The sequence below is a fragment of the Flavobacterium hankyongi genome (assembly GCF_036840915.1).
Taxonomy (GTDB): Bacteria; Bacteroidota; Bacteroidia; order Flavobacteriales; family Flavobacteriaceae; genus Flavobacterium; species Flavobacterium hankyongi.
Genome location: NZ_CP085725.1, coordinates 2,692,464 through 2,712,054, shown reverse-complemented (window position 1 = coordinate 2,712,054; position 19,591 = coordinate 2,692,464). Strand labels below are relative to the sequence as shown.

Below are 19,591 nucleotides of genomic sequence, written 5' to 3'. Positions count from 1 at the left end.
ATAGCTTTAAACTTAGAAAATAAAAAAAGCAACCTTTTCAGGTTGCTTTTAGATATAATGTATGATTTCTATATTACAAATCAAATTTAATTCCCTGTGCTAAAGGCAATTGATCTGAATAGTTCACTGTATTTGTTTGTCTTCTCATGTATACTTTCCAAGCATCTGATCCCGACTCACGTCCTCCACCAGTTTCTTTTTCACCACCAAAAGCACCACCAATTTCTGCACCAGAAGTTCCGATGTTTACGTTAGCGATACCACAGTCAGAACCTGCGAATGACAAGAATTTTTCTGCCTCTTTCATGCTGTTTGTCATTATTGATGATGATAAACCTTGAGCAACACCATTTTGTAATTCAATAGCATTTTCAACTTCACCACTATATTTCATTAAATATAAAATTGGCGCAAATGTTTCGTGTTGTACAATTTCAAAATGATTTTCTGCTTCAATGATAGCTGGTTTTACATAACATCCTGATTCGTATCCTTCGCCAGTTAAAACACCTCCTTCAACTAATACTTTTCCTCCTTCAGCTTTTGCTTTTTCAATTGCCGCTAAGTAAGTATTTACTGCATCTGTATCGATAAGTGGACCAACATGGTTTTTTTCATCTAATGGATTACCAATTTTGATTTGTCCATACGCACCAACAATAGCGTCACGAACAGTATCATATACTGATTCGTGGATAATTAATCTACGAGTAGATGTACATCTTTGTCCAGCTGTACCAACCGCTCCGAAAACTGCTCCCGGAACCACAACTTTTAAATCGGCAGTTGGTGTGATAATGATTGCATTGTTTCCACCTAACTCTAATAAAGATTTTCCGAAACGCTCTGCTACTTTAGCACCCACGATTCTTCCCATTCTTGTAGAACCTGTAGCAGAAACTAATGGAATTCTAGTATCTGTAGTAATCATTTCACCTACTTTATAATCTCCGTTTACAATACAAGAAATTCCTTCTGGTAAATTATTTGCTTTTAATACTTCAGCAATAATGTTTTGACAAGCGATAGTACAAATTGGTGCTTTTTCAGAACCTTTCCATACACAAACGTCACCACAAATCCATGCTAAAGCTGTATTCCAAGACCAAACCGCTACTGGGAAGTTGAAAGCAGAAATGATTCCAACAATTCCGATTGGGTGCCATTGCTCACGCATAACGTGACCTGGACGCTCAGATGGAATAACTTGTCCGTTTAATTGACGCGATAAACCAACTGCGAAATCACAGATGTCTATCATTTCTTGAACTTCACCGTAACCTTCTTGTAAAGATTTCCCCATTTCGTAAGAAACTAATTTCCCAAGAGGTTCTTTTAATTCTCTTAATTTATTTCCAAACTGACGTACAATTTCTCCACGTTGTGGTGCTGGCATTGCTCTGAAAACTTTGAAAGCTTCTTCAGCACTTTTTATTACTTTTTCGTAGTCTGCACGCGTAGTTGTTTTTACTTTTCCAATTAATTGACCATCAACTGGTGAATAACTTTCAATAATTTCTCCCGAAGAAAAACTATTTGAACCTGTTGAAGTTCCGTCGTTAATTTCTTTAATTCCTAATGCTTTTAATGCTTCGGTCATTCCGAATTGTTGAGCTATTGTTGACATTGTAACTTTTTTTTCTTGTTTTGTTATATTTGTGCAAATGTATGTTTTTTTTCGAATATTTAGCCCTAATTGCAACGATAGCTTTTTGAAATAAATAGTTTGCAATTGTGGTGATTACAAAGCGATAACTGGAGCTCTTGTTATCATCAACAATTGTTGCTATTTATAAAAAAACTAAAGTGTAAAGCAGGAAATTGCTACTTAATAAATCTAGAATCGGTTTCCATTAATGTACCACATTTAGTGCAAGTTCTTTTTTCTTCGGATGTATAAAAATCCTTGAAGTGTTGTAGAAAATCTTTTTCGATATCGTTTAAACCAAAATAGACTTCATGTAATTTATGATTGCAATTATCACAAAACCAAAGCAGACCATCTTTCCCTTCGGTTCTTTTACGCTCTATAACCAAACCTATGGAACCTTCGGTACGATTTGGTGAATGTGGGACTTTTGCAGGATGAAGATACATATCGCCAGCCGAAAGTTTCATTGATTTTTTTTCTCCATTTTCCTGAATGTTGACAATGATTTCACCTTCAAGTTGGTAAAACAATTCTTCGGTCTCGTTATAATGATAATCTTTGCGGGCATTCGGTCCGCCAACAACCATCACAATATAATCGTCCGATTCTACATATAAATTCTTGTTTGCAACTGGCGGTTTAAGAAGGTGCCTATTCTCTTCAATCCATTTATTAAGGTTGAATGGTTTTTTTACTGACATGACTTTTTTTTAAGTAAAGTTATAAAATAAAAAATCCCGAACGAATCGGGATTAGTTATTATTTAAATTCTTTTATCAAGTAAATGTAAACTGGGAAGTGATCACTAAATCCAACTTCATTCGCTGTGTGTCGAAGGGGATAACCTTTATATTGACCTTCCTTTTGAATCAAGTAGGATTTATTATAAATTCCCGCTTTCCAATATGTCCATGAAGTATAGTTAGCTTTGACAAATTGTTCAGAAACCATGATTTGGTCAAAAATATCACCTGCATCTCTATGGAAAAGTGTTGCGTTACCTTCTTTAAACATTTGTTCAAATGGGTTATAAATATCTCTAGGCACTTCTAACTCGGTTTTTTTAAGTTTTGCACCTAGTTCAACTTTTACACTTTTATTATATGATCCATCATTTAAATCTCCCATTGTAATAAATTTAGCATTAGGTTTAATTTTAATGATAGAGTCAATAATTTGTCTATTTAATCTTCCAGCTGCCTCACGGAAAGGACTACTTTTTTTCTCACCTCCAGAACGAGATGGCCAGTGATTCACAATAATATTTATCTCTTCTCCATCTAATAATCCAGTTACTAATAATTGATCTCTTGTAAATACTCTATTTGTGGAATTATCAACTTGAACTGCATCATCTGTTTTTTCTTCTTCATCTTTTTTCTCTTTAGATGAAGACTTTTTATTGTATATGTACAAAGGTATATTTACATAACTTGTAGGCTGAAAATGTTTCTTTTGATATAATAAAGCAACATCTATACCACGCTTATCTGGAGAGTCAAAATGTACAATCCCATAACCTTTATCAATTAAATTGGGGTGCTTAACCAAATCTTCTAAAACTCCTCTATTCTCAATTTCACATCCGCCTATTAATACTGGAGAAGCTTTTTGTTGATCACTAGTACCAATTTCTGACAAAACACGACTTAAATTATCGAGTTTTTTCTTATATTTTTTTCCTGTCCAATTTTGCGCTCCATCAGGCAACCATTCTTCATCATTATTTGGTCCATTTATGGTGTCAAATAAATTCTCAAAGTTGTAAAAAGCCACTGTTCGCACATCATATTGTTTAGCTTTTTGTGCTGAAGCGGAATAACCTATCACCATGATAAACAGGCAAATAAAAGTTCTAATTTTCATATATTTACATTATTTTTTTGTAAAATCATTTACAATTTTCTCGCCAAAAGTAAATAATATTATTAAAAAATGTACATTTGTCGCCCTGCTTTTTAAAAATGGGTAGGAAAAAGTAAATTAATTTAATTTTATTTATGAAAAAACTTGTCTTAAGTACAATTTTTGTATTGCATGCTTTTTTTGTTTTTGCACAGCAACCTACTGGAATTTCTGGAAAGGTAATTGATGCTAAAACACAAAATCCATTACGTAACGTGGTAGCATCAATTCAAAACACAAATTTAACTCAGTTAACAGATGCTGACGGTAAATTTATTTTTAAAGATGTTGCTGTAGGTAGCCAATTGCTAAAAATTAAAAGTGATGGTTATAAAGAGCAATTATTACCAATTGAAGTTGTTAAAAATCAAATTCTTGATTTAGGAATTGTTGTTTTAGAAGATGACTCTCAAACAACTGAACAACAAATTAGTTTGGTTACTATTACTGAAAATGATTTAGGTGATGACAACAGTGGATCAGAAAGTACTTCTGGTTTACTACAAGCTTCACGTGATGCTTTTCAACAAGCAGCAGCTTTTAACTGGGGTCAAGCTAGATTTAGAGTTAGAGGTCTTGACAATCAGTATGCTAGCACTATGATTAATGGTGTTCCAATGAATAAAATTTATGATGGAAGACCTCAATGGGGTAACTGGGGTGGCTTAAATGATGCTACTAGAAATCAAGAATTCACTATGGGTTCTGCTCCATCAGATTACACTTTTGGTGGTATTTTAGGAACTCAAGAAATAAATACACGTGCTTCAATTTACAGACCAGGTTCAAGAATTTCATTTTCTGGAACAAACACAAACTACAACTGGAGAATGATGGGAACACATGCTTCAGGTGTTAACAAAGATGGATGGGCTTTTGTTGTTTCAGCAAGTAGAAGATGGGCTCAAGAAGGTTATTTTGAAGGAACAACATACAGTGCGAACTCATTTTTTGCAAGTGTTGAAAAGAAACTTGGGGATAGACATGCATTAAACTTCACTTCAATTTATGGGTTAAATAGCAGAGGAAAAAACTCTCCTAATTCAGATGAAGTAAATAGAATTGCTGGAATTGAATACAACTCATATTGGGGTTTACAAAATGGAGAAAAAAGAAATTCTCGTGTTAAAAGATTAGAAGAACCTATTTTAATGTTAAGTCACTATTGGAAAATTACTGACAAAACAAACTTAAACACTAATTTGATGCACCAAACTGGTAGTATTGGAAATAGCCGTATAGACTACCAAGGAGCTAGAAATCCTGACCCTACTTATTATCAAAACTTACCAAGTTATTACACTTCAAGATATAGCTTATCTGATTACTCTGATTGGCAAGGTGATGATCCTGCAAACATAGCTTTAGCAAACAATGCAAGATTCTATACTCAAAGACAGTTGAACTGGGATGCAATGTATGCAGCCAACACTAATCCTGATGGTGTTGAAAAAAATAGTTCATATATTTTATATGAAGACAGAACAGATGATAAACTTTGGGTAGCAAATACAATCTTAAACTCACAAGTTGCAGATAATATTTCTTTAAATGCTGGTGCAACTTTTAGAAAATTAAAATCACATAATTTCCAAAACTTATTAGATTTATTAGGTGGTGATTATTTTAAAGATTATGATAATTTCCAAAGTGGTTCAGAACAACAATCTGACTTAAACAACCCTAATAGAAAAGTAGTTGTTGGAGATACTTTTGGTTATAACTATAATTTATTGGCAAACACATTTAATGCGTTTACTCAATTCAAATTTAACTACAATATCATTGATTTTTACTTAGCACAAACGTATAGCCGTAATGAATACAGAAGAGAAGGTTTATACAGAAATGGATTGTACCCAACAAATTCATTTGGTCAAAGTGATAAACAAATTTTTGAAAACTTTGGCTTCAAAGGAGGTTTAGTTTATAAAATTACTGGAAAACATATGTTAAGCTTAAATGGAGTTTACATGACTCAAGCTCCAAATTTAAGAGATGTATTTCCTAATGCAAGATTAAATGATAATGTTCTTGAAGGTGTTAAAAACGAAAAAATAACAAGTTTTGACGCTAGTTACATCATCAGAACTCCTAAATTCAAGTCAAGATTAACAGGATACTATTCAAAAACCCAAAACGCATCAGAAACTTCATTCTTCTTTGGGGAAGGTATTTTTGGCGATGATGGTGGTGATGGTGGTGATGCATTCGTTGCAGAATCAGTTACTGATATTGAAAAATTAAACATTGGTGGTGAGTTAGGAATTGAATACCAACTTACATCTACTATTAAGCTAACAGCAAACGCTGCTTATGGAGAATACACTTATAACAATGATCCTCATGTAACTCTTAATAACGATAATTTAGCTTCTCCTACAAACACTAATCCAACTATTGATTTTGGTAGAGCTCATTTAAAAGGATACAGATTAGCTGGTGGACCGCAAACTGCTGCTTCATTTGGTATTGAATATAGAGATCCTAAATTCTGGTGGATAGGAGCTAACGGAAACTATTTAGCAAATAACTATTTAGATATTTCTTCTTTATTAAGAACTGATAATTTCTTTAAAAACCCAATGGATCCAAATGGAGATCCTTTTCCTGAAGCAACTCAAGAAAGAGCGGCAGAATTATTAAAACAAGAGAAATTTGCTGACTTTTATTTAGTAAATTTAACAGGAGGTAAATCTTGGAGAATTTCAGGAAACACTTTTGGATTCTTCGCTTCAGTTAATAACGTATTTGACACTAAATACAAAACAGGAGGTTTTGAACAAGCAAGAAATGCAAACTTTAGAGAGTTAAATCAAGATGTATCAAGTGGCACACCTGCATTCGCTCCTAAATATTTTTACGGTTACGGAAGAACATACTTCGTTAACGTTTATATTAATTTCTAAAAAGCATATTGTTATGAAAATAAATAAAACAACTCTTTTTGTAGCATTAGTAGCTTCAACATTAGGACTTAGCAGTTGTTCTCCTGAGGACGATATTACAACCCCTAATCTTAAGCCACTAATCCTTAACGAAGATTTTTCTAGAGGAGGAGTAGATAATGAAATCCTTATCACTCCAGGATGGACAAATTATGCAGAAACTGGAACTGCAAAATGGAAGGCTCAAGAATACAGTGGAAACCTTTATGCTGAATTTTCATCTTTCCAATCCAATGAACCAGTAAATGTTGCGTGGTTGATTTCTCCAGCTATAGATTTAGACAAACAAGAAGGTGAAAAACTTTCTTTCGAGTCTTCCCAATCATATGTTACTAGTGCTTCTAACTCATTAGAAGCATTAATTTCTACAGATTTCGACGGTACAAATGTAACAACAGCCACTTGGACGACTTTACAAGCTACATTACCTACAACATCTAGTACATATTTTCAATTTATAAAATCTGGTATAATAGATTTGTCTAGCTATAGTGGCAAAGCATATATTGCTTTCAAAGTAAAAGGTTCTGGAACTAATACATCTCTGGATGGTTCATACCAAATCGATAATGTTAAAGTTTATAATTAATAAAACAGTTGTTATGAAGAATATATTTATTAAACCAATACTTTTGGTAGTTTTTGCAGCTGGAATTATAACAAGCTGTGTAAAAGAAGATTTTGATGAGCCAACTAACCCATTAAAAACTTATGAAATGACTCCTACTAAAACTGTAGAAGACATAAACGCAGCAGCTACAACTACACCTACAGAGTATACAGGAAACGACATCATTGAAGCATATGTAACTTCTAGTGATAAAAACGGTAATTTTTACAAGACGGTATCTTTTCAAACAATACCTACAACAGGTAATCCAGTTGGATTTAGCATACCTATTGACGATGTAAGTTTATTCATAGAAGGATTTAATCCTGGAAGAAAAGTATACATTAAATTAGAAGGATTATATATTGCCAAAGTATTTGGTTCTATGCAAATTGGATATCCATTTGAAGGTTCTATTGGTAGAATACCAGTTAATAAATGGAGAGATCATTTATTCCCTTCTGCTACAGTTGTAAGTGAAGATAGCATGACAAGAACCTTAACTTTAGACGCCGCTTATACAGATGCTAATCAAAATACATTAATAGATTTAGAACCAGTACAATTTAATGATGGCTCTATAAACAGAACGTATTATGATGTTGATTCAGGAGGCGGTGCAACAAATCATTTATTAGTAGCTACAAATGGAGGCACAGGAATTTCAAGAATAATCCGTTTCAGTAGTTTTGCACCATTTACAGGTAACACTGTTCCGTTTGGAAGTGGAAAAATAAGAGGAGTATTATCAAAATATAATTCAGACTTCCAATTTATGGTTCGTTATGAAACAGATATAAGGTTAACACAAGAAAGAGTTATACCTCATGGAACACTCCCTTTTAATGAAACATTCACTACAGATTGGAATAATTGGTCAAAAGTTAGTGTTCTAGGAGCTCAAAACTGGACTCTTAATGCCTCTAACGGAAACCCAGGAAGATGTGCTGACATGAATGGATTTTCAGGTGGTGCAAAAGAAAATGATGATTGGTTAATTTCTCCAATTTTAGATTTCAGTAGTCTTACTACTGCAACATTAAACTTTGATTCAGCAAGACCATTTTCAGGAAATGCATTAGAGGTTTATGTTTCTACTAATTATTTAGCTGGTTTACCTTCAACCGCTACATGGACTAAAATAACTGCTAATGTTGCAACAGGTACTGCTTGGTTAAATTCTGGCAATATATCTTTAAATTCATATGCTGGCAAAAACAATGTAAGAATTGCTTTTAGATATACTTCTACTAATACAGCAGCTGCACAATGGCGTGTTGATAATGTTAAAGTAAACTAACTATAAGAGATTATTAAGTTATTTAATAAAGCCACGCAATTGCGTGGCTTTTCTTTTATATTTTATATCAACAAAATAAAAATATAGAAAATACACATTAAAAAATGCTAAACGTTGCATTTATCCGTTCGTAAATTAAAATTGTACTTTGAAGAAATAGAATTAATTGATGATTTTACATTGCTTTGAATCTTAGGTTACCTTGTCTTTATAAAATTTCTAACTTTTAAGCTTTCTTCAATTAAAAATAATAAGATCTGTTTTTTATATTTAAGTAGATCTATAAAAAATTGTAAATAAAAAAACCCATCACAAGGATGGGTTTTTTTATTTGTTATCAGAGAATTATTTCTTAACAATCATAAATTCTGAACGACGGTTTTGAGCATACTCTTCTTCAGTACAATTATCACCACACAATACTTTTGGTTCAGATTCACCAAATCCTTGTCCTGTTATTCTTTCTTTAGCAATTCCTTTAGAAATTACATATTGAACTGTAGCTTTTGCTCTTCGGTCAGATAAACTCATATTATATTTATCATTACCACGTGAATCAGTATGTGATTTAGCAAAAATTACCATTTCTGGATATTGATTCATAACTGCAACTAATTTATCTAACTCAGATGCACCTTGTTGAGTAATATTACTTTTATTGTAATCGAAATAGATGTTATTTAAAATAACTTCAGTCTCCGTTACAATAGCTTCAATTGGCCTTAAACTTACATTTAAAGCAATTTCTCCTTTTTGTTGAGGCACAGTCAAAGTTTCATCATAATAACCGTTTCTAGAGACAGTAATTGTTTTTGCCTGTTCACATTCAAACTGGAAATTAGCTTTCCCCATTTCATTTGAAAGTCCGTTAGCTAGACCATTTTGACTTCCTCCCATAACGCTAACTTTAGCTTCAGATACAGCAGCTCCAGATTTAACATCATTAACATTAACCATTAAATCGATATTACAAACTGGAATAGCAAGGTAAATATCATCATCACCCGCACCACCATCTCTATTACTTGATAAGAAGGCAATGTTTTTGTCTTGATTGAAAGTAAACCCGAAATCATCTTTTTCACTGTTCACAGGCTTACCAAGATTAATTGGCTCAGAACCTTTAGTTGTGTCATAAGCATAGACATCAAGACCTCCTAATCCACCACGACCGTTTGAAGCAAAATAAAGGATATTGTCATCTGCGATAAAAACAGACAATTCGTTTCCTTCAGTATTTACATTTGGTCCAAGATTTTCTGGAGTACCAAAAGTACCATCACTATTTACTGCCACTTTCCAAATATCTGTTTTTCCTATGCTTCCTGGCATATCAGAAATAAAATAAAGAGTACTTCCATCTTTACTTAGTGAAGGACTACTTGTATTAAATTCTTTACTATTGAAAGAAACTGGAGTTATGTTTGACCATTTCCCATCAACATTAGTAGCTTTAAAAATATTAACTTTTCCTTGTTTAGTTTTCTTATCAGCACTTTTCACGAACTTTTTATCAAAAAAACTTTCTCTAGAAAAATACATTGTATTTCCATCAGCGCTTATAGTGACTGGACCTTCATGATAAGAAGAGTTAATTTCATCTACTGGAGTTGCGATAGCATTTAATTGACCATCAACAAAATCAGCTTTATAAATATCTAAATAAGGTTGATCATTCCAATCATATGTTTTTCTTGCTGTGTTTCTAGCACTAGCAAAATAAACGGTTTGATCTTTCAAAAAAGCTCCAAAATCTGAATACTTAGAACTAGTTGGAACTGCTTTAACATCAAATTTCTTAGATAGCGCAATAATTTCATTTAACTGATTCTTATTACTAGCTCTTTGATCATTGGGAGCTAATGATGCAAATTTACTCATAGCAGCATTTGCCTCATCGTACTTTCCGTTAGCTTTTAGCATTTCTGCATAACGAAAATATGTTTCCGCATCCTGTTGAGATGTTATTGCTTGTGAATACCATTTTTCAGCCTCAATAGAGTTAAAAACATTGTAATAACAATCACCTAACTGTTTAAAAACGTAAGCATCTGCTTTGCCTTTATCATTAAGCTTTAAATATTCCTTTGCAGCATCAACAAACTCATAACGATTAAAAAGTTGATCTGCTACTTTAGTTTCTTTATTTTGCGCTCTTGTAGTAGATATTACAAACGCAAAACCTATAGCTATATATATTTTTTTCATTTTAAGTTTGTTTATATTAGAAATAACGTGGCGAACTTGACACTTTCTTAGGGAAGTTCAAATCAAATAACAACATAACTTCATGTGATGAAGGAGTTGTTACATCAAGATCTGAAACAATGTGATCATAAGCGTATCCAATTCTAAGTCCATCAGTAATTCTATAATTTACCAAAGCACCAAACGAATCATCTAGTCTATAAGTTGCTCCAAGTTCGAATTTATCAAAAAACAAAAAGTTAGTTGATACATCCAATGAAGTTGGCGCTCCAAAAGCTGACTTCAACATGAAGTGAGGTTTAAACTTAGTTTTTTCACTCAAATTGAAAACATAACCTCCAGTAAGGAAATAATGTTGTACTTCTGAACCGTACTTAACTCCATTATAATCTAAGTGAGCAGATTTAAGCATATTAGGAATCGAAAAAGCTAAATAATATTTATTTGTATAATAGAACAAACCTGCCCCCATGTTAAGATGAGAATTTGAAGTATCTTGAGCAAAAGGTCCATCATTAGGCACTGCTAAAGTTGAAGCTATCTGACTATTTAGACCAATTTTTTGAAAAGTAACACCTGCCTTAATACCAGCTGCTAATCTATGATCACCTCCAAGATTCAGTGTGTATGAAAAGTCTCCATAAATATTGTTTTCTTCAACTGGACCAATCCTGTCTGAAATAACCGATAATCCAAGTCCGACATTTTTACCCACTGGTGAATGACCAGTTGCAGTAAATGTAGTAGGAGAATCTTCTATTTCTACCCACTGCTTTCGGAACAACAATCCAAAACTTAAATTTTCTTTCGACCCTGCGTAGGCTGGATTCATCACGTTCATATTATACATGTATTGAGTATAATGTGGATCCTGCTGTGCATTAGCATCAGTAAATGCCAAAACAACAACTAGGGCTGTGAAAAATATTTTTTTCATTTTAATTTTATTTTATTTGGTTAGAAATGTAGTCTGTGTAAAAACACACAGACTACATTCTATTTTTATTTATTAATATAAATCCACCCTGATTTGTTTTGACCATCATTTTGTTCAAAAACAAAGTAATAAGTTCCTACTGGTAATTCATCACCTTTATCAGTTTGTCCATGCCATTGATCAGTATAGTTACTATAGCTATAAACTTTAGTTCCGTATCTGTTAAAAATACTTAACTGTTTAACACCTAAACCTCTTAAGTCAAATGTATCGTTATTTCCATCTCCGTTAGGTGAGATACCTTTTGGAATTGTACAAATAGAAGATAATACAACGAAATCTTGAGTATCTGTACATCCATCAGGTGAAGTAGTAACTTTTACAGTAAATGTAAGAGGGAAACTTCCTGATGAAATGTTATTCGTTTGAACATACTGGCTTACATTAAATGTATTTTGATTAAGACCTGAGGCAACTATATCTCCAATAGAGTTTGTCCATTCATATACGGTACTTGATGGATCAAATGAACTATTAATAGGAGAAGCTGTTAATATATAGCTAGATCCTTGACAATCACCTACTGCATCAATTGGAATTTCAGTTGTATCAGGTGAAACTGTAATTGAGTATGTACTAGAACAACCTTGATTTGTAATAGTCACAACGTATGTACCATAATCGTCATAACTTATTGAACTGGTAGTATCAGGTAATGAACCTCCTCCAAGTGTCCATGAATAAGTTACTGGGTCAGCTGCAGTATAATTTACTGGTGTAACTGTAATTACAGAAACTTCATTAATACACTTCACTAGATTAGTTCCACTTATAGTTGCTTGAGGTACAAAGTTAACAGTAAAGTTAGTTGTTATAGAAGTTACATTTGTACAACCATTTAATGTTATTTGAACTTCATACAAACCAGTTTGTGTTGGATTATATTGATAAGATGTTGCTCCAGGTATTACACCTGTATTAAACTTCCAAACATATGTAGCGTCTCCAACTGCAAAGTTTGTTGGATTAACTGTTAATGTTGCAGATTCACCAGCACAAATTGTATTATCCGCATCAGATGAAGTAATACTAGCTATTGGATTAGCATAAATTCTAATTACAAATTGTTCTTGAACTTGAGGACATCCATTAGCCGCAACAATTGTATTATAAACAGTATAGGTACCTGGTGTACTTGATGCCAAATCAATTTCTCCTGTTGTAGCATTTAAGACCAATCCAGCAGATGATGTAAATGTACCAGCAAGACCTCCACCTGTAAATACAGGTAATATAGTACCTTCACTCTGACAATGATCTGCTGTCGTATAATTAAATGTTGCAATTGGTAATGCAGTAATTGTGATTGAAGCAGTTGCAGTTACAATTGGACAAGCGCCATTTGCAGCTATTTCATTAGTTACTGTGTATGTACCCATTGTACTAGCAGCTAAATCAATCACTCCAGTTGTTGGGTTTATTACTAACCCTGTAGAAGAGGTAAATGTTCCTGCTACTCCACCACCAGTAAATACTGGGTTTGCAAATCCACCATTCGAACAATATGGTGCAGTCCCGTAATTAAATGTAGCTACAAGCACAGCGTCAATTGTAACTTGTGTTTGCGTAGTAAATGCTGGACACCCACTTCCTGCAGGAACTGTATAAATAACTGTATAAATACCCGGCGTACTTGTATTTGGTGTAATTGCACCTGTAGTTGGATTAATTGACAATCCAGTTGCTGGTGAAGTTGAGTAAAATCCACTAGCTGTACCTGTTCTAATTACTGGCTGTACTACTGTATTATTTTTACAATAAGAAGGAGAAGCATAAGCAATAGTTGCTGTAGGAGGGTTACTAATAGTAACACTAAATGTCGCAGTTGAAGTTGGACAATCAGCATCTCCAGGAATTGTACTAGTTACTATATAAGTACCAACTGCACTCGCAGCTAAATCAATAACCCCAGTAGTTGGATTAATAATCAAGTTTGGATTTGTACATGCATAAGTACCAGCTGTGGAAGCTGTTCCCAATATAGGTGATGGATTAGCACCATCTTTACAGAAGAAAGAACTAGAATAAGTAAAACTTGCAAATGGACAACATTCTAAAGGTGCTGGCCCTACTGTTCTTGTAATTCTAATATATCCTCTTTTTCCAGGATAACTACTAGAAGCTGTATAATTAGTAACCATAATTATATATACCTGACCCGTTAAAGCTCCATTTATAGTGAAGTTTTCAGTTGGAGCAGCAGAGAAACTACATCCTTGAGGGGCTGGTCTTGTATTACTAACCGAAATCGATGTACAAGCTTGAGCTACGGAAGTAAAAGGTCCCCAAGTTACATAATCCACATCTAAATCAACTGTTGCAAAAGTAGGATCAGTACTTTGCTCCATAAAGTAGTTGTAATTTCCATCTTGTTGAATCGTTAAGAAATAGAAAGTTGGTGATGGTGCAGAACCTAAACAACCAACAGTTGCAGTTCCACTACCACTAATTGGATTAGGAGTTGCTGGAACACCAACATCGTTTCTTAAAATGATAGCATTTACAGCACAAACTGGTACTGAATTCTCACAATAAATCACTTTAGTTCCAACACAAACTTCAAATCGTTTTGTAGAAGCAGCTGTTCCTGGCGAATAAACACGTATCTTATAAGTTTCACCAATAACTAAGCCTGTTTCCATTCCTCCATTAGCTGTTCTACAACTAACTTGTACCAATGAACCACAATTAGTACCTCTATATAGGGAGTAATTTAAACCTCCAGGTGCAGCAGTAGGGAAAGCTGGCGGATTTGCTGTTGACGTATTAGGTTCTAATAATGAAATATAATGTGTTGTCGCTGTTGCCACGAAATGGAACCAAACATCATCATCATCAGCTGTTGCACCACAAGTATTTGCCTGAGGAGATGCTGTTGCCCCTGCTACAGTTCCATATACAGTTTGAATACAATGTGTATTTTGATTTACTGGTACTTCTTTAGAGTTAACACATTCGTCATTTGTATCAGGAGTGTAAAAAGTACGCACTACAGATATAGGGCTAGCATCAGTAGTAGAACAAATTGCTCTTACATAAAAATCATAACATGTTAAAGGAGTCAAACCTAAAACGTTATATGTATTTGTATTAACATTTATCCATCCTGGAGTTGTAGCAGTAGGAGCTGGCGAACCACATGGTAATAAAATAATTTGCCAAGCATTTGCTAAGCTTCCATCAGGATTCAATGGTTGAGTCCAACTTAAAGTTGCAGAAGATGCAGTTATATTTGTAGCTAAAGGATTTGTTGGTCTTGAACACGTTGGTAATGTTGTAAAATCACCAGGTCCTGCCCAAACACTTTGCTGTGTTGCTGAACAAACTGCCTGAACATAATACTGATATGTAGTGTTAGGTAACAATCCTAAAGACGATGGTATCACATATGTAGTTGCAGTTACACCTGTGACTGTTGGTGTTGATGCTGCTGTAGGTGCTGGCGATCCCATTGGTACAATATAAATATTCCAATTTGTTCCACCATTTGCAGCCCAAGTCAAAGTCGCACCATACGTTGTTGGCGTTGTATCATTTAATGCTAATGGAGGCAAACATGCTGGTACATTACAATCAAAAGTGCCTGTATAAATAGGTGTAGTTGAACTAGGTGAAAGCACCGGAGTTATTGTAGCAACAGTTTGATTAAAGTTATTAATAACCTGAACTCCTATTTCTTCAGGATTCAATCCAGGTACTGTAAAATATATTTCAAATGGCAATGTATCACATAAAGCAACTGGAGGGCTATTTAAAGCCGTCCCAGTAGTAAATGTAGAACCAATAGTTGCTACAACAATACCGTTTTGACGTATTTCCATCCTTCCAGCTCCAGCAGGATTCCATCCATCTCCCCACGTATCAGTCATTCTAAAAACAAAATTACACTTGTCTGAAGGGTCACAAATTGATGTACTAAACAAATACGGACCTGCCCATGGGCTATACAAACCACCTCCACAATCAGCTCTTACCCAGTATTCATAAGCAGTAGCTGCAGTAAGTCCAGTAAAATTAAAATTTGTATTAGTAGTTGCAGTTGCCGATAATGGCCCAGGTGCTGTTGGAACACCAGCTCCAGGTGCTTGAACAGTTACCTGCCAAGAAGTTGCAGCAGATGGGTTTGACCATGACATATTAATTGATGTTGTCGCTGGAGTATTTGTTGTTCCATTTGTAGGAGGGTCACAAAATTTTTCTTGAATAATTAATGTATAAGGAATTCCACCTGCTGGTGTTGTACTTGATGAAATAACAAAAATATAAGTTTGACCTGCTATAACAGGTAAAGTAGCAATATTTCTTGGGTTAGCAGTTGCATCTGCAACACCTGCTAAACAGCTAACACCTACGTTAGCACATCCATTATACACATATAAACTCGAACTAACTCCAGTTGGAGTCATTGAAATTGTAATATTTCCTGAAACAGTAGGAGTGTAAGAGTAAAATACTTCTGCTCCTTGCATATAGTTAGTTGTACCACCTGCACAACCCGCTCCTTGAGGTGTGTCTACCTCATCACCATAAGTGCTCGTGTTAGCAGTATGACTATATGGTAAACCACCTATTAATATTGGTGAAGAACATATAGAACCTGCTGGACTTGTCGTGAAGTTAAAAGGACCAACCCAATTACTTACTACACCTCCAGCACATTGAGCTCTTACCCAAAATTTATATGCTGTCCCTGGAGAAAAACCAGTTGCAGGATAAGCAGTAGTATTAACGTCATTAAAAGACGGTGTTGTTGATACGTCTGGCACCGTTGGATCTAGTTGTAGATTATAATAAATGTCCCACAATGTAGCAGAACCGTTATTTGTCCAACCTAAAGTTGCTGTAGTTGGACCTGTTACAGTAGCCGTCAAAATTGATGGATCCAAACATTGTTGTACTAAATTGATATCATCAATAATCCATCTATCACCTGTAGTAACCGTAGAAGGTTGTGTATTTATTTTAACAAAAGCTATATAAACTTGTGTTCCAGCTGGATAAGCTGATAGACTTACTAACTTTTCTTCATACACATTAAATGTAGCATTCAAAGTAGTTTCTGTCCAGCTTTGCACAGTTGTAAAAGCTGCTTGGTTAGTTTGTGATGCATTTGTAGACACTCTTATCTCATAGGTAGAACCATTGTTCCCTGTGAGTGTTTGTCTGGTCCAAAATCTTAACTGGCCGTTTGCAGGCAGAGTTATTTGAGGAGTAATCAACCAGTCCTGAGAAGTGTTCCCTGCACCGATATTTTCTCGATCAATAATTGCTGCTTTTGTCCCCGTATGAACAAATGCTGCGTTTGTTGTTTCCGCCCAATCTATCCCTGTTCCTACGCCGTTATTCATAACAGCCCAGTTCCCAGGAGTGGTTGGCGGGAAAGTCGCTCCTTCAAATCCTTCTGTTATTTGGGAGAATCCCAATAAAGGAAGAATCATCATGAAAAAGCACAAAGTAATTTTTTTCATAGTTTATAAAGTTTCGGTTAACGAGTTTGTATAATTTCCAAATGTAAAAAAAATTAACAATTTAATAACGAATTTTAACATAATGTCATTTTTTTTCGACGAAATGCATATTTTTAGTGAATATAAAATAATAACCTCCTTACATTTTGTTAGTTTTGTGTTTTATTTTTAGTATGTTAGAGAAAGAAAAAATAAATTTCGAAAAAACGGTTGTTGTTGGTATCATAACCCAACTTCAATCCGAAGAAAAACTAAATGAATATCTTGATGAGTTAGAGTTTTTAACTTTTACAGCTGGCGGTGAAGTAGTAAAAAGATTTTCTCAAAAAATGGATAAACCCAACCCAAAAACTTTTGTGGGATCTGGAAAACTTGAAGACATTAAGTATTATATTAAAGACAATGATGTTAAAACCGTCATTTTTGATGACGAGTTAACTCCTGCACAACAAAAAAACATAACAAGAGAACTTGATTGCAAAGTTTTAGATAGAACTAACTTAATTCTAGACATTTTTGCACAAAGAGCTGAAACATCATATGCAAGAACTCAAGTCGAATTAGCACAATGTCAATATTTACTTCCACGATTAACAGGTATGTGGACTCACTTAGAACGTCAGCGAGGTGGTATTGGTATGCGTGGTCCCGGAGAAACAGAAATTGAAACTGACCGTCGTATTGTTCGTGACCGTATTGCTTTACTTAAAGACAAGATTAAGGTTATCGACAAACAAATGGCAGTGCAACGAAGTAATCGTGGAGCAATGGTTCGTGTAGCTTTAGTTGGTTATACTAATGTTGGCAAATCTACTTTAATGAATGCTGTTGGAAAAAGTGAAGTTTTTGTAGAAAATAAATTATTTGCTACGCTTGACACTACTGTTAGAAAAGTAGTTATTAAGAATTTGCCTTTTTTACTTTCTGACACTGTTGGTTTTATCAGAAAATTACCTACTCAGTTAGTTGAATCTTTTAAAAGTACGCTTGATGAAGTTCGTGAGGCCGATTTATTGCTTCACGTAGTTGATATTTCACATCCAGAATTTGAAGATCATATTGAATCGGTAAATCAGATTTTACAAGATATTAAAAGTGCCGATAAGCCAACTATAATGGTTTTTAATAAAATTGATGCTTACAAGCACTTAACTATTGAGGCTGACGATTTAATTACCGAAAAAACAACAAAGCATTACACACTTGCTGAGTGGCAAAACACCTGGATGAGTAAACTGGGTGAGAACAACACCTTATTTATATCAGCTACTGAAAAGCATAATTTTGAAGAGTTGCGCGAGAAAGTGTACGAAGCTGTTCGCAAAATTCATATTACAAGATTTCCATACAACAACTTTTTGTATCCTGATTATAAAGACGCTGTTGAAAAAGAATAAACTAAAAAAGATGCCTTCGAGTACCTCAGGCATCTTTTTTTATAGCCCTGATTGAGCCTTTGTTGAAGCTCTTTTATTTTATGGTGATTGAGGCTCTCGAAATAACCTTAAAATAAAAAGCGACTGGCGAAAGCAGGAATAGCTCCTAATTAAAATCCGTAATTTAATCCTAATCCAAACACTTCACGAATTTGAAAAGCTCCAATGGCATTATCATCATATATTGCTTGGAACGAAAGATTTGTGGAAAGGTATTTATTGATTTTCATGACTAAGTTCATTTGATAATCGATATCGACATTTTGTGGATTTTCTAAATAATTAGAATACAAATTCAATATATTTTCCATCGAAACGTTTTCCATCACATTGAATTTGTAATAGCCATTTAAAGCTGCACCAAATTCAAATCTAAAAGAATCGCCTTGATCAACTCCAAAAGCTGAGCCAAATTCGGTGAAATGATTGTGGACAAAAATAAAACGTGAAGTGGCTGGTGCAATATTCACTTTTAGATTGTCTGATTTTTTCCAGAGCATACCAGGTCCGACTTGAAGATAAGCAGGAGAAAAGAAATGCGAAATGGTTACATTTTGTGTATCAGCAAAATCATCGGTAGTAATTAGAGGTGTACCATTATCATTCGTAAAAGCCACTTTTTTGAAACCCGTATCCATTTGGGTTTTAAAATTTAAAAATGCTGAATAATACCAATACCCTGATGCTTTTTTACCTAATAAAGATGTGAATTCAAAACGATCATCAGATTTGGTAGTTTCTTGATCTTTAAGTTTCGTTAAACCATAAGCAGCAAAGATTTTATTATCCCAAACTATATTTGGAGTCTTATAATTGAAGTCATAGTTTAGGCTTATATTTCCTGCCATATTTGAAGTTCCGCCACCAAGCCATTCATTATTAAAAGCTGATTGGTTGAAAAGAAAAACAAAATTCCCTGCTTTTTTCCAACCCATATTAGTGGTGTCTTTCGTTTTTTCTGCTGCTTCTGCAGTTTTGTTTATCAATGCTTTTTCATTGACTTGAGCCGAAATTAATCCATAAGAAAATAAAATCAAACTGGTTATTATGATTTTCTTCATAGTATTG

General features: G+C 34.1%; 11 protein-coding genes. 4 read left to right on the top strand and 7 right to left on the bottom strand.

Features of this window, described 5'->3' with window-relative positions; all coding sequences use genetic code 11:
* Window positions 1-73: 73 nt before the first annotated feature.
* From LJY17_RS12375 to LJY17_RS12365, 3 genes are all read right to left on the bottom strand, one after another.
* Window positions 74-1,627: an aldehyde dehydrogenase family protein gene (locus tag LJY17_RS12375; protein WP_264544133.1), complete on the bottom strand. Its 1,554-nt coding sequence runs from the start codon at window positions 1,625-1,627 to the stop codon at window positions 74-76.
* Window positions 1,628-1,824: 197 nt separating this feature from the next.
* On the bottom strand, window positions 1,825-2,352 hold the full coding sequence (locus tag LJY17_RS12370) for a 3-hydroxyanthranilate 3,4-dioxygenase (RefSeq protein ID WP_264544132.1): 528 nt from the start codon (window positions 2,350-2,352) through the stop codon (window positions 1,825-1,827).
* Window positions 2,353-2,410: 58 nt separating this feature from the next.
* The gene (locus LJY17_RS12365; protein WP_264544131.1) at window positions 2,411-3,517 is read right to left on the bottom strand and encodes an endonuclease/exonuclease/phosphatase family protein; all 1,107 of its coding nucleotides are present in this window, start codon (window positions 3,515-3,517) and stop codon (window positions 2,411-2,413) included.
* A 134-nt stretch (window positions 3,518-3,651) separates the two neighbouring features.
* On the opposite strand from LJY17_RS12365, the gene LJY17_RS12360 reads away from it, so the two are divergent.
* Genes LJY17_RS12360 through LJY17_RS12350 form a run of 3 tightly spaced genes read left to right on the top strand, consistent with a single transcriptional unit; the run spans window position 3,652 to window position 8,414 of the window.
* Window positions 3,652-6,465: a TonB-dependent receptor gene (locus LJY17_RS12360; protein WP_264544130.1), complete on the top strand. Its 2,814-nt coding sequence runs from the start codon at window positions 3,652-3,654 to the stop codon at window positions 6,463-6,465.
* A 13-nt stretch (window positions 6,466-6,478) separates the two neighbouring features.
* Window positions 6,479-7,093 carry a choice-of-anchor J domain-containing protein gene (locus LJY17_RS12355; protein WP_264544129.1) on the top strand — a complete coding sequence of 205 codons (615 nt, stop codon included), beginning with the start codon at window positions 6,479-6,481 and terminating at the stop codon, window positions 7,091-7,093.
* A gap of 13 nt (window positions 7,094-7,106) precedes the next feature.
* Complete coding sequence (locus LJY17_RS12350) at window positions 7,107-8,414, top strand: DUF5689 domain-containing protein (RefSeq protein WP_264544128.1); 1,308 nt, start codon at window positions 7,107-7,109, stop codon at window positions 8,412-8,414.
* Between the two features lie 345 nt (window positions 8,415-8,759).
* Here LJY17_RS12350 and LJY17_RS12345 read toward each other — a convergent pair whose 3' ends face one another.
* From LJY17_RS12345 to LJY17_RS12335, 3 genes are all read right to left on the bottom strand, one after another.
* Window positions 8,760-10,622 carry an OmpA family protein gene (locus LJY17_RS12345; RefSeq protein WP_264544127.1) on the bottom strand — a complete coding sequence of 621 codons (1,863 nt, stop codon included), beginning with the start codon at window positions 10,620-10,622 and terminating at the stop codon, window positions 8,760-8,762.
* 16 nt (window positions 10,623-10,638) lie between these two features.
* A complete protein-coding gene (locus LJY17_RS12340; RefSeq protein ID WP_264544126.1) occupies window positions 10,639-11,559 on the bottom strand; it encodes a PorP/SprF family type IX secretion system membrane protein in 921 nt (306 codons plus the stop codon).
* A 65-nt stretch (window positions 11,560-11,624) separates the two neighbouring features.
* The gene (locus LJY17_RS12335; RefSeq protein ID WP_264544125.1) at window positions 11,625-17,087 is read right to left on the bottom strand and encodes a fibronectin type III domain-containing protein; all 5,463 of its coding nucleotides are present in this window, start codon (window positions 17,085-17,087) and stop codon (window positions 11,625-11,627) included.
* A 173-nt stretch (window positions 17,088-17,260) separates the two neighbouring features.
* On the opposite strand from LJY17_RS12335, the gene hflX reads away from it, so the two are divergent.
* The gene (gene hflX, locus LJY17_RS12330) at window positions 17,261-18,484 is read left to right on the top strand and encodes a GTPase HflX (protein WP_264544124.1); all 1,224 of its coding nucleotides are present in this window, start codon (window positions 17,261-17,263) and stop codon (window positions 18,482-18,484) included.
* Between the two features lie 149 nt (window positions 18,485-18,633).
* On the opposite strand, the gene LJY17_RS12325 is transcribed toward hflX, so the two are convergent.
* A complete protein-coding gene (locus LJY17_RS12325) occupies window positions 18,634-19,584 on the bottom strand; it encodes a DUF3078 domain-containing protein (RefSeq protein WP_264544123.1) in 951 nt (316 codons plus the stop codon).
* Between the last annotated feature and the right edge of the window lie 7 nt (window positions 19,585-19,591).

Coding starts and splice junctions, on each gene's coding strand:
- LJY17_RS12375 (WP_264544133.1), bottom strand. CDS start 1,627: ATGTCAACAATAGCTCAACAATTCGGAATGACCGAAGCATTAAAAGCA.
- LJY17_RS12370 (WP_264544132.1), bottom strand. CDS start 2,352: ATGTCAGTAAAAAAACCATTCAACCTTAATAAATGGATTGAAGAGAAT.
- LJY17_RS12365 (WP_264544131.1), bottom strand. CDS start 3,517: ATGAAAATTAGAACTTTTATTTGCCTGTTTATCATGGTGATAGGTTAT.
- LJY17_RS12360 (WP_264544130.1), top strand. CDS start 3,652: ATGAAAAAACTTGTCTTAAGTACAATTTTTGTATTGCATGCTTTTTTT.
- LJY17_RS12355 (WP_264544129.1), top strand. CDS start 6,479: ATGAAAATAAATAAAACAACTCTTTTTGTAGCATTAGTAGCTTCAACA.
- LJY17_RS12350 (WP_264544128.1), top strand. CDS start 7,107: ATGAAGAATATATTTATTAAACCAATACTTTTGGTAGTTTTTGCAGCT.
- LJY17_RS12345 (WP_264544127.1), bottom strand. CDS start 10,622: ATGAAAAAAATATATATAGCTATAGGTTTTGCGTTTGTAATATCTACT.
- LJY17_RS12340 (WP_264544126.1), bottom strand. CDS start 11,559: ATGAAAAAAATATTTTTCACAGCCCTAGTTGTTGTTTTGGCATTTACT.
- LJY17_RS12335 (WP_264544125.1), bottom strand. CDS start 17,087: ATGAAAAAAATTACTTTGTGCTTTTTCATGATGATTCTTCCTTTATTG.
- hflX (WP_264544124.1), top strand. CDS start 17,261: ATGTTAGAGAAAGAAAAAATAAATTTCGAAAAAACGGTTGTTGTTGGT.
- LJY17_RS12325 (WP_264544123.1), bottom strand. CDS start 19,584: ATGAAGAAAATCATAATAACCAGTTTGATTTTATTTTCTTATGGATTA.